The following is a 10,516-nucleotide window of genomic DNA, read 5'->3' as shown; positions in this document are numbered from 1 at the left end:
CGCGGGCGGGGCGGCGGGCGCAGACGGTGCGGCGGCCGGCCCGTCGAAGAGCGGCAGATCCATCTGGCGATGATCGAGGGCCACGACGGCAGGCCGTGGCCGCGGACGCTGTTTCATCAATTCGCTTCTTTTTGTCGTACGCAACGGCTGCCACCCGGGGGCGTCAGACACGCGCGGCATCGCGCGTGCCGGCGTTGCCCGCCTGGCGATACGAATCCGGATCGATCCGGCGCATTTCCGCTTCGATCCATGCTTCGACCTGCGAGTTCAATGCATCGGGCGTCAGCCCCTCGCTGGGGATCGGCTTGCCGATCGACACGGTGACGACACCCGGGAATTTCGTGAACGAGTTGCGCGGCCACACCCGGCCTGCATTGTGCGCGATCGGTACGACGGGTGCACCGGTTTCGATCGCGAAGCGCGCGCCACCCGTCTTGTACTTGCCCTGCTTGCCGACCGGCGTGCGCGTGCCTTCCGGGAACATGATCATCCATGCGCCTTCCGACAGGCGCTTCTTGCCCTGGCGGATCACCGACGTGAACGCGTTTTTGCCTTCCTTGCGGTTGATGTTGACCATGTGCAGCAGCCCGAGCGCCCAGCCGAAGAACGGCACGTACAGCAGCTCGCGCTTGAACACGTAGCAGAGCGGTTTCGGCATCAGCGCGGGAAACGCGAGCGTTTCCCATGCGGACTGGTGCTTCGACAGCAGCACGGCCGGGCCGTCGGGCAGGTTCTCGTAGCCCTCGATCCGGTAGCGGATGCCGTTCAGCCAGCGCACGACCCACAGCGTGGACTTGCACCAGCCGGCCGCCATCCAGTAGCGCGCGTCGGCGCGCATGAACGGAAAGGCGATGAAGCACGCGGTGGCGTACGGCACCGTGTACACGACGAAGTAGATCAGCAGCAGCAGGGAGCGGACGAAGCGCATCGGCGTAAGTCTGGCGTTAGGGAGGATGCGCGCGGCGGCCGCATCACTCGTGTTCGTGTGAAAGGAAATCGAGCGCGAACGCGCGCAGGTCGTCGTGGACCTTCGTGCCGGGCGGCAGGTTGCCGGCGGCGAGCGTCTTCTTGCCCTTGCCGGTGAGCACGAGGTGCGGCTGGCAGCCGACCGCGACGCCGGCCTGCAGGTCGCGCAGCGAATCGCCGACCACCGGCGTGTGATCGGGATCGATCTCGAAGCGCTCGGCGATCATCTGCATCATCCCGGGTTTCGGCTTGCGGCAGTCGCAGTGATCCTCGGCCGTGTGCGGGCAGAAGAACACCGCGTCGATCCGCGCGCCGACCGCGGCCGCCGCGCGATGCATCTTCAGGTGCATCTCGTTGAGCGCGGCCATGTCGAACAGCCCGCGACCGATGCCGGACTGGTTGGTCGCGACGACCACGCGATACCCCGCGTGGTTGAGCCGGGCAATCGCCTCGAGGGCGCCGGGCAGCGCGATCCATTCGTCGGGCGTCTTGATGAACGCATCCGAATCGACGTTGATCACGCCGTCCCGGTCGAGGACGACGAGCTTTCGGTTGGGGCTGGTCGGCATCGTGCGGCCCTTATGCGGCGAGCTTCGAGATGTCGGCGACGCAGTTCATCTGCTGGTGCAGCGCGGACAGTAGCGCGAGACGGTTCGCGCGCAGTGCCGGATCTTCCGCGTTGACCATCACGTCGTTGAAGAACGTGTCGACCGGTGCGCGCAGCGCGGCGAGCGCCGACAGCGCGCCCGTGTACGCACGCGCCTCGAGCTGCGACTGCACGTGCGGCGTCACGGCCGCGAGCTGTTCGTGCAGCGCCTTCTCGGCGGCCTCGACGAGCAGCGTCGGCTGCACCGCGCCGTTCGCACCGCCTTCCGACTTCTTCAGGATGTTCGAGATCCGCTTGTTCGCGGCCGCGAGCGCCTCGGCTTCCGCGAGGCGCGTGAATTCGCGCACCGCGTCGAGGCGCGCGACGAGATCGTCGACGCGCGTCGGGTTCAGGCTCAGCACCGCGTCGATTTCGCCGGCCGAATAGCCGCGCTCGCGCAGCAGGCCGCGCAGGCGATCCATGAAGAACGCGAGGATCGCGTCGGTCGATTCGGCGACGCCCGGCACGCCTTCGAAGCGCGCATGAGCCGTGCGCAGCAGCGACACGAGATCGAGCGGCAGCTGCTTCTCGAGCAGCAGGCGCAGCACGCCAAGTGCGTGGCGGCGCAGCGCGAACGGATCCTTCTCGCCGGTCGGCGCGAGGCCGATCCCCCAGATGCCGACGATCGTCTCGAGCTTGTCGGCGAGCGCGACGGCGGTCGACACGGGCGTGGTCGGCAGTGCGTCGCCGGAGAAACGCGGCTGGTAGTGCTCGGCGCACGCGAGCGCGACGTCGTCGGCTTCGCCGTCGTGGCGCGCGTAGTACGTGCCCATCGTGCCCTGCAGTTCCGGGAACTCGCCGACCATGTCGGTCAGCAGGTCGGCCTTCGCGAGGCGCGCGGCGCGCTTCGCGTGTGCGGCGTCGGCGCCGATCGCGGGGGCGATCTCGCCGGCCAGCGCCTCGAGGCGCTCGACGCGCGCGAGCGCCGAACCGAGCTTGTTGTGATACACGACGTTCGCGAGCTGCGGCACGCGGTCGGCGAGCGGCTTCTTCTTGTCCTGCTCGAAGAAGAACTTCGCGTCGGCGAGGCGCGGGCGCACGACGCGCTCGTTGCCTTCGATGATCTCGCCCGGCGTCTTCGTCTCGATGTTCGACACGATCAGGAAACGCGAGCGCAGCTTGCCGGCGACGTCGGTCAGTGCGAAATACTTCTGGTTGGTCTGCATCGTGAGGATCAGGCATTCCTGCGGAACCTGCAGGAATTCGTCCTCGAAGCGGCACGGGTAGACGACCGGCCATTCGACCAGCGACGTCACTTCGTCGAGCAGCGACTCGGGCATCACGACGGTATCGCCGTTCGCGTGTTCGTTCAGCTGCGTGCGGATCGTTTCGCGGCGATCGGCGAAGTGCGCGATCACGCGGCCCTTGTCGCGCAGCGTGTCGGCGTACGCGCGCGCATGCTGGATCGCGACGAGGCCGTCGGACAGGAAGCGGTGGCCGAGCGTCGTATCGCCGGCATCGACGCCGAATGCGGTGACGGGCACGATGCGGTCGTCGTGCAGCACCGTCAGGCGATGCACCGGGCGCACGAACTTCACGTCGGAGCCGTCCGGGCGCTGGTAGGTCATCACCTTCGGGATCGGCAGCTTCTCGAGCGTTTCGTCGAGCGCGGCCTGCAGGCCGTCGGCGAGCGTCGCGCCGGCTGCCGAATAGTTGATGAAGAACGCTTCGGCCTTGCCGTCCTGCGCACGCTCGAGATCGGCGATCGACAGGTTCGGGTGGCCGAGCGCCGCGAGCTTCTTCGCGAGCGGGGCGGTCGGCTTGCCTTCGGCGTCGAGCGCGACCGACACGGGCAGGACCTTTTCGCGGACCTGCTTTTCAGGGGCGACGGCGCGCACGTTCTGCACGACGACGGCGAGGCGGCGCGGCGTGGCGTAGCGTTCGAACACGAGTTCGCCGTCGACGAGGTCGCGTGCCGCGAGGCGTTGCGCGAGGCCTTCGGCGAATGCGTCGCCGAGGCGCGCGAGGGCCTTCGGCGGCAGCTCTTCGGTCAGCAGTTCGACGAGCAGGGGGGCGGGATGATTGTGCGTCATGTCTGGAATAAATCTCGTCTCGTCAGTCCTGATCGATCTTGCGTTCGACCTTGAGCGGCGGCGCCCATGCCGGCTGCGCGGCATCCTGGGCGTCGGTGGTGAGGCCCGGCACGCCCGGCGGGTTGCCGAGCATCGGGAAGCCGAGCTTCTCGCGCGAGTCGTAGTAGGCCTGTGCGACGAGACGCGACAGCGCGCGGATGCGGCCGATGTACGCTGCCCGCTCGGTGACCGAGATCGCGCCGCGCGCGTCCAGCAGGTTGAACGTGTGGCCGGCCTTGAGGACGAGCTCGTACGCGGGCAGCGCGAGCTGCGCGTCGATCATCTTCTTCGCTTCCGCTTCGTAGCTGTTGAAGAACGTGAACAGCAGGTCGACGTTCGCGTGCTCGAAGTTGTAGGTCGACTGCTCGACCTCGTTCTGGTGATAGACGTCGCCATACGACAGGCGGCGCAGCTCGGGGCCGTTCGGGCCTTGCTCTTCCCACTCGGTCCACACGAGGTCGTACACGTTCTCGACCTTCTGCAGGTACATCGCGAGGCGCTCGAGGCCGTACGTGATCTCGCCGAGCACCGGCTTGCAGTCGAGGCCGCCGACCTGCTGGAAATACGTGAACTGCGTGACTTCCATCCCGTTCAGCCACACTTCCCAGCCGAGGCCCCACGCGCCGAGCGTCGGGTTTTCCCAGTCGTCCTCGACGAAGCGCACGTCGTTCTGCTGCAGGTCGAAGCCGAGCGCCTCGAGCGAGCCGAGGTACAGGTCGAGGATGTTTTCCGGTGCCGGCTTGAGCACGACCTGGTACTGATAGTAGTGCTGCAGGCGGTTCGGGTTCTCGCCGTAGCGGCCGTCCTTCGGGCGGCGCGACGGCTGCACGTACGCGGCGCGCCACGGCTCGGGGCCGACCGCGCGCAGGAACGTGTGCACGTGCGACGTGCCTGCACCGACTTCCATGTCGATGGGCTGGAGCAGGGCGCAACCCTGCTTGTCCCAGTAGGACTGCAGCGTCAGGATGATTTGCTGAAACGTAAGCATGAAGAGCCTTCGTGGCGCTGGCGCTCCGTTGCGGGCGGCGCTCCGGGCGGGGCCCGGAGGGTCGGCTCGCGCGGCGGCGCGGCTTGTTAGTGTGCTGAAACGCGTAATTTTACCGGATCGGCGAGCGGATGCGGCCGGAACGCGGGCGGGCGTGCCGTCGGCCCCGTCCGGGCGGCCTGCGCGGGCATGGCCGGCGCGCGCCGGGCGGCCGCGCGCGGCAGGTCGCGACGCGCGTGCCGCACGGCTTCGCACGGGCGTTAAGATGCGCGTATTGCGGTGCGCGCGACGCGTGCCGCGCCACCGCTTGCCGATCCCGACTGCATGGACGAACCGACCGACATCCTCATTCCGCTGCTTCCGCCCTTCCTCGCGCTGCTCGGGCAGGCCGCCGACGCGCAGGCGCGCGGCGAGGCCGCCGCGCACGATCTGTGGCTGGCCGCCGCCGCGCACCTGCATGCGGTCGACGCCGATGCGCTCGCGCAACTCACCGGCGCGCTCGTCACGCGGCAGCGCACGGCCGATGCGGTCGCGCTCGCCGAATGCGCGGCGCGCGTGCAGCCGGGCGCGACCGCATACTTCAATCTCGGCTACGCGCTGCAGATGGCCGGTCGTCACGCGGACGCCGTGGCGCCGTATCGCGCGGCGCTGGCGCTCGATGCCGGGCGGCCGTCGCTGCGCAACAACCTCGCGATCGCGCTGCGGCTGTCGGGCAGCGACCGCGCGGAGGAGATCGCGCTGCTCGACGCGGCCGTGCGCGCCGATCCGTGCGACGTGCAGGCATGGATCAACCTCGTCGTCGCGCGGATCGCGACGCACGACCTGGACGGCGCGCTCGCGTGCGCCGCGCGGCTCGTGGAGCTCGCGCCCGACAACGCGCTCGCGATGAACAACGTCGCGATGGCGATGAAGGAGGCGCAGCGCTGGGACGATGCCGAGCGCTGCGCGGCGCGCGCGTGCGAGCTGGCGCCCGACGACGCGTCCTACCGTTTCAATCTGGCGATCATCCAGCTCGTGCGCGGCAACCACGCGGCCGGCTGGCGCGGCCACGAGGCGCGCTGGGACGGCGCGGGCGAGTTGCGCGGCCGCCGGCCGGTGTTGCCGGGCCCGCGCTGGCAGGGCGAGCCGCTCGCCGGCAAGACGCTGCTCGTGTGGGGCGAGCAGGGGCTCGGCGACGTGCTGCAGTTCTGCCGCTTCGTCGCGCCGCTCGCCGAGCGCGTGCATCGCGAGGGCGGCCGGCTCATATGGAACACGTTTCCGCAGGTGGGCACACTGATGCAGCGCAGCCTCGGCGCGCATGCGGATGCGTTCAGCGCGGGTGGCGGCGTCGACGTGCTGCCCGCCTTCGATTACGAAATACCGCTGATCGGCCTGCCGCTGATGCTCGGCATGGAAGCGTCGACGCTCGCGTCGTCGGTGCCGTACCTGCATGCCGATCCGCCTGCGCGTGACGCGTGGCGCGCGCGGCTCGCGGGCGACAGCCGGCTGAAGGTCGGGCTCGTGTGGACGGGCAGCGCGGGGCACCAGCGCAATCCGTTCCGGCGCGTCGGGCTCGAGCGTTATGCCGACGCATTCCGCGGGATCGACGGCGTCGCGTTTCATTCGCTGCAGCCGGGTGCGCAGGCGGATGTCGCGGCGGCGCGCGCGGCCGGCTTCGCGATCGAGGACTTCACGGCGGAACTGACGAGCTTCGACGATACGGCCGCGTTCATCGGCGCGCTGGATCTCGTGATCACCGTGTGCACGTCGGTCGCGCATCTGGCGGGCGCGCTCGGCGCGCGCACGTGGGTGCTGCTCGACGTGAATCCGCACTGGCCGTGGTTGCTCGAACGCACGGACAGCCCGTGGTACCCGAGCGCGACCCTGTACCGGCAGCCGGCGTTCGGCGCATGGGAGCCCGTGATGGAAGCGGTGAGCCGCGACCTGCGGCGCCTGTCTGCGCAGCCGGTTCAGGCGGTGGAGTCGGCCCGGCGGGCCTGAGCGGCCGGCCGGTTCGCGGTCAACGGCCGCTGCATGCGGCGGCCGCCACCACGCGCTGCGCGGTGGCGGCGTGCCGCATCATTTCGGCGGGGCGTCGCCGTTGTTCCCGCCGTTGCGCCGGCGCAGCCCGGGGCCGAACGTGAAGCCGAACGCGAGCAGCACCAGCGACACCGCGAGCACGATGTTGTTGCCGCTCGTCACGTAAGGCGTGAAGCCGCTCGTGCCTTCGATCCGCACGTCGAGCGAGCCGATCGTGAACGGCTTCAGCTGGCCGAGCACGCGGCCGCGCGCATCGATCGCGGCCGTCATCCCGGTGTTGGTCGAGCGCAGCATCGGCCGGCCCGTCTCGAGCGAGCGCATCCGTGCGATCTGCAGGTGCTGGTCGAGTGCGATCGTGTCGCCGAACCACGCGAGGTTCGTCACGTTGACGAGCACGCCCGGCGGCTGCGGGTTGTCGCGGATCGACGCGGCGATTTCCTCGCCGAACAAGTCCTCGTAGCAGATGTCGGCCATCACCGGCTGGTTGTGCACGAGGAACGGCTTCTGCACCGGCGCGCCGCGCGCGAAGTCGCCGAGCGGCATCTTCATCAGGTCGACGAACCACCGGAAACCCCACGGGATGAATTCGCCGAAGGGCACGAGGTGGTGCTTGTCGTAGTGATAGATGTCGCGCGAATTCGGCGTCACGCCGTACAGGCTGTTCGTATAGTCGACGTAGTGGCCGTCCTCGGTCACCGATGCGCCGACCGCGCCGAACAGCACGGCCGAGCCCGTCGTGTCGCTGAACTTGCGGATCGCGACGGCGAACGGCTCGGGCAATTCCTGGATCATCACCGCGATCGCGGTTTCGGGCGTGACGATCAGGTCGGCCGGCTTCTCGACGATCATCTGCGTGTACATCTTGATCGCCGCGTCGATGCCCGCTTCCTCGAACTTGATGTCCTGCTTCACGTTGCCCTGCAGCAGCCGCACGGTGAGCGGCGCGTTCGCGGGCACGGTCCACGTGACCTGCGACAGCCCGAGACCGGCCGCGATCAGCGCGACCGCGATGCCGGCCGGCGCGGCGATGCGCACACGCGCATTGCCGGCACGGAGTTCGGCGAGCGGCGACGGCCGGGCGGCGGCGAGCGCCTGTACGACGAGCGCGGCAAACAAGGCCAGCACCCACGCGATCCCGTACACCCCGGCGACCGGCGCGAAGCCCGCGAACGGGCCGTCGACCTGCGGATAGCCGCTTGCGAGCCACGGGAAGCCGGTGAAGACGGTGCCGCGCAGCCATTCGCCGAGTGCCCATGCGCTCGCGAATGCGAATGCGCCGTGCCAGGTCGGCGAAAACGGCCGCGGGTCGGGCGTGCGGCGATGCCACGCATGGCCCGCGCAGAACGACCACAGCCCGGCGGAGAACGCCGGGTACAGCGACAGGTACAGCGAGAACAGCACGAGCGCGCCGCCCGCGAGCGGCGCGGCCATCTCGCCGTAGACGTGCATGCTGATGTAGAGCCACCAGATGCCGCTGATGAAATTGCCGAAGCCGAACGCGCCGCCGGTGAGCGCGGCGCTGCGCCAGCTCGCGGTGCGCGTGAGCTGCGCGAAAAACCAGACGAATACGACGAGTTGCAGCCAGCCGCCATGCGGCGTCGGCGCGAAGCTGAGCGTATTGGCGGCGCCGGCGAGCAGCGCGGCCGGGTAGTGCCAGCGCGGCAGCGCGCGCCCGGGAGGCGGCGCGAGAAGACCGCCAGCCGGGCGGGACAGGATCGGATCGTCCATGTGAAGCGAAGGTGGGCGAGCGGTTGTGGAACGCGCGGCTGGCGCGCGACGGTCAGTCCTCGTGCGAGGTTTCGGCGCGACGGCTCGCGAGCGGATTGCGGCGTACCAGCAGCACGTGGACCTGGCGCGCATCGCCGCGCTGGATTTCGAACACGAGGTTGCCGAGCTGCAGCTTCTCGCCGCGATGCGGGACGCGGCCGAAATGATGCGTGATCAGCCCGCCGATCGTATCGACTTCGTCATCCGGGAAATCGGTGCCGAACGTCTCGTTGAACTGTTCGATCTCGGTAAGCGCACGCACGCGGTAGCGGCCGTCGGGCCCCGAGATGATGTTGCCGGCTTCCTCGTCGAAATCGTATTCGTCCTCGATGTCGCCGACGATCTGCTCGAGCACGTCCTCGATCGTGATCAGGCCCGCGACGCCGCCGTATTCGTCGACGACGATCGCAAGGTGGTTGCGGTTCACGCGGAAGTCGTGCAGCAGCACGTTCAGGCGCTTCGATTCGGGAATGAACACGGCCGGGCGCAGCATCCCGCGCACGTCGAATTCCTCTTCGGCATAGAAACGCAGCAGATCCTTCGCGAGCAGCACGCCAATGACGTTGTCGCGGTTCTCCTCGTACACGGGGTAGCGCGAGTGCGCCTTTTCGAGGACGAACGGGATGAAATCCTCGGGCTTGTCGGCGATGTTGATCGCGTCCATCTGTGCGCGCGGCACCATGATGTCGCGCGCGCACAGGTCGGACACCTGGAACACGCCTTCGATCATCGACAGCGAATCGGCGTCGATCAGGTTGCGTTCGTGGGCGTCCTGGAGGATTTCCAGCAGCTCGCCGCGGGATTCGGGCTCGGGCGAGATGAAGTCGGTCAGGCGCTCGAGCAGCGAGCGCTTTTCTTGCGGTTTGTCGGTTGGCTTACGACTGGGATACGAATCGTTCATGGTGGTGCGCCCGGGTCATGCCGGAGCGCGCTGTCACGGAGTAGGCAAGGATACACCAAGGGCACGACGCGACCGTGTCACACCGGCCGCACGGCCAGGGTGGGCAGCGCGTACGGGCCCCGCTCTCGGACGGCCGCGCCGGGCGCGACATCGTCCTCGCGCCCATCCTATCCCAGAAAAGGGCGGCGGGGCAGCGGCGAAAAAAACGGGTGCGGACGGGAAGCGGAGCCGTGACGCGGAAAAGCGTTCGGCCGGGGTGGTGAGCGGCGGCATTCTGCCGCACGCGGACTTCGCCCGGCCGCGGTTCAGAACCGCATGCCGGCCGAGCAGCCGCCGGCGGCTGCGCCGTTGGTCGCGGCGCCGCCGCAGCCGAGTATTCCGCAGCCGGACAGCGCGACGCTCGCGGCGACGATCAGCGCGGCAACCCTGCAACACGACCAGCGAGACGGTTTCATCGGTCTTGCCCTCGCAAGAATGCGCCCACGGCGCGGCAGCGCGTGGCGGCGAGCCGGGCGCCGTGCCGCGTCACCGGCATCGCGCGAGCAGCCCTTCGAGCGCGCGATCGGGGATGCCGCTCGCGCGCAGCGCGTCGACCGTGCGGCTGACGTAGTCGAGCGTCGTGCCGTAGCGGCCGGCCGCGCAACTGAACACTTCCCTGACGACGGGGTCTGGCAGCTTGCCCGTATAGGTCGGCGCTTCGCGGCGCATCACGAACGCGAGTGCGTTCACGCGCTCGCCGTTCTCGAGCGAGCACGGCAGCCATGCGGGCCGGTACGAACCCATCGGCATCTCGCGTTTCCACAACGTTTCGAGGTGCGGTTGCGCGGTCGGTCCGGCGAGCCGGAACGCGATGCCCGAGCACGAGCCGCCGCGATCGAGCGCGAGCACGAGGCCCGGGCGTTCGGGCGTGCCGCGGTTCACGCGCGACCACAGGTAGAGCCCGCGATGATAGCCGTGCACCTTGCCGCGTATGGCTGCGACGGTCGGCAATCCCGGGTTCCAGATCAGCGAGCCATAGCCGAACAGCCACAGATCCTGCCGGCCGTCCCAGTCGCGCATCGTGTGCGCGAGCGACGCCGCGAGTTCGTCTTCCGTCAGCAGGCGCCCGTCGCCGATCGACGGCGGGTAGGCGGGCGAGAGCGTCGCGGCGTTGCGCATCG

Annotated in this window: 9 protein-coding genes and 1 pseudogene; 1 reads left to right on the top strand and 9 read right to left on the bottom strand. The window is 69.1% G+C overall.

Translation table 11 applies throughout. The features are described 5' to 3' along the window. The 5 genes and pseudogenes from FOZ70_RS28465 to glyQ all read right to left on the bottom strand — a co-directional run. Positions 1 to 117 (bottom strand): annotated as a pseudogene (locus tag FOZ70_RS28465) (metal-dependent hydrolase); the annotation flags it as partial. Positions 118 to 163: 46 nt separating this feature from the next. After that, positions 164 to 928: a lysophospholipid acyltransferase family protein gene (locus FOZ70_RS28460; RefSeq protein WP_021161198.1), complete on the bottom strand. Its 765-nt coding sequence runs from the start codon at positions 926 to 928 to the stop codon at positions 164 to 166. Positions 929 to 971: 43 nt separating this feature from the next. Then, positions 972 to 1,535, bottom strand: a complete 564-nt coding sequence (gene gmhB / locus FOZ70_RS28455) for a D-glycero-beta-D-manno-heptose 1,7-bisphosphate 7-phosphatase (protein ID WP_042976157.1) — start codon at positions 1,533 to 1,535, stop codon at positions 972 to 974. Between the two features lie 10 nt (positions 1,536 to 1,545). Further along, complete coding sequence (glyS, locus tag FOZ70_RS28450; protein ID WP_059620592.1) at positions 1,546 to 3,645, bottom strand: glycine--tRNA ligase subunit beta; 2,100 nt, start codon at positions 3,643 to 3,645, stop codon at positions 1,546 to 1,548. A gap of 22 nt (positions 3,646 to 3,667) precedes the next feature. Continuing rightward, the gene (glyQ, locus tag FOZ70_RS28445) at positions 3,668 to 4,672 is read right to left on the bottom strand and encodes a glycine--tRNA ligase subunit alpha (RefSeq protein ID WP_011885965.1); all 1,005 of its coding nucleotides are present in this window, start codon (positions 4,670 to 4,672) and stop codon (positions 3,668 to 3,670) included. Between the two features lie 321 nt (positions 4,673 to 4,993). On the opposite strand from glyQ, the gene FOZ70_RS28440 reads away from it, so the two are divergent. Next, complete coding sequence (locus tag FOZ70_RS28440; protein WP_219707324.1) at positions 4,994 to 6,649, top strand: tetratricopeptide repeat protein; 1,656 nt, start codon at positions 4,994 to 4,996, stop codon at positions 6,647 to 6,649. Between the two features lie 78 nt (positions 6,650 to 6,727). On the opposite strand, the gene lnt is transcribed toward FOZ70_RS28440, so the two are convergent. The 4 genes from lnt to FOZ70_RS28420 form a co-directional block, all read right to left on the bottom strand. Then, positions 6,728 to 8,416, bottom strand: coding sequence for an apolipoprotein N-acyltransferase (lnt, locus tag FOZ70_RS28435; RefSeq protein ID WP_219707323.1), 1,689 nt, complete (start codon positions 8,414 to 8,416; stop codon positions 6,728 to 6,730). Positions 8,417 to 8,468: 52 nt separating this feature from the next. Further along, positions 8,469 to 9,356 (bottom strand): transporter associated domain-containing protein, encoded by an 888-nt coding sequence (locus tag FOZ70_RS28430; RefSeq protein WP_021160150.1) that lies wholly within the window; start codon positions 9,354 to 9,356, stop codon positions 8,469 to 8,471. Between the two features lie 305 nt (positions 9,357 to 9,661). Next, entirely contained in the window at positions 9,662 to 9,811 is a 150-nt protein-coding gene (locus FOZ70_RS28425; RefSeq protein ID WP_174415894.1) for a hypothetical protein, read from the bottom strand. Positions 9,812 to 9,881: 70 nt separating this feature from the next. After that, positions 9,882 to 10,514 carry a gamma-glutamylcyclotransferase gene (locus tag FOZ70_RS28420; RefSeq protein ID WP_048025972.1) on the bottom strand — a complete coding sequence of 211 codons (633 nt, stop codon included), beginning with the start codon at positions 10,512 to 10,514 and terminating at the stop codon, positions 9,882 to 9,884. Positions 10,515 to 10,516 lie beyond the last annotated feature (2 nt).

The sequence above is a fragment of the Burkholderia sp. COPS genome (assembly GCF_019425585.1).
In the GTDB taxonomy this organism is placed as follows: Bacteria; Pseudomonadota; Gammaproteobacteria; order Burkholderiales; family Burkholderiaceae; genus Burkholderia; species Burkholderia cepacia.
This window is presented reverse-complemented; position numbering and strand designations above follow the sequence as displayed.

Bases quoted from the DNA above. Each gene is read 5' to 3' on its own strand.
- FOZ70_RS28460 (WP_021161198.1), bottom strand. From the start codon at position 928: ATGCGCTTCGTCCGCTCCCTGCTGCTGCTGATCTACTTCGTCGTGTAC.
- gmhB (WP_042976157.1), bottom strand. From the start codon at position 1,535: ATGCCGACCAGCCCCAACCGAAAGCTCGTCGTCCTCGACCGGGACGGC.
- glyS (WP_059620592.1), bottom strand. From the start codon at position 3,645: ATGACGCACAATCATCCCGCCCCCCTGCTCGTCGAACTGCTGACCGAA.
- glyQ (WP_011885965.1), bottom strand. From the start codon at position 4,672: ATGCTTACGTTTCAGCAAATCATCCTGACGCTGCAGTCCTACTGGGAC.
- FOZ70_RS28440 (WP_219707324.1), top strand. From the start codon at position 4,994: ATGGACGAACCGACCGACATCCTCATTCCGCTGCTTCCGCCCTTCCTC.
- lnt (WP_219707323.1), bottom strand. From the start codon at position 8,416: ATGGACGATCCGATCCTGTCCCGCCCGGCTGGCGGTCTTCTCGCGCCG.
- FOZ70_RS28430 (WP_021160150.1), bottom strand. From the start codon at position 9,356: ATGAACGATTCGTATCCCAGTCGTAAGCCAACCGACAAACCGCAAGAA.
- FOZ70_RS28425 (WP_174415894.1), bottom strand. From the start codon at position 9,811: ATGAAACCGTCTCGCTGGTCGTGTTGCAGGGTTGCCGCGCTGATCGTC.
- FOZ70_RS28420 (WP_048025972.1), bottom strand. From the start codon at position 10,514: ATGCGCAACGCCGCGACGCTCTCGCCCGCCTACCCGCCGTCGATCGGC.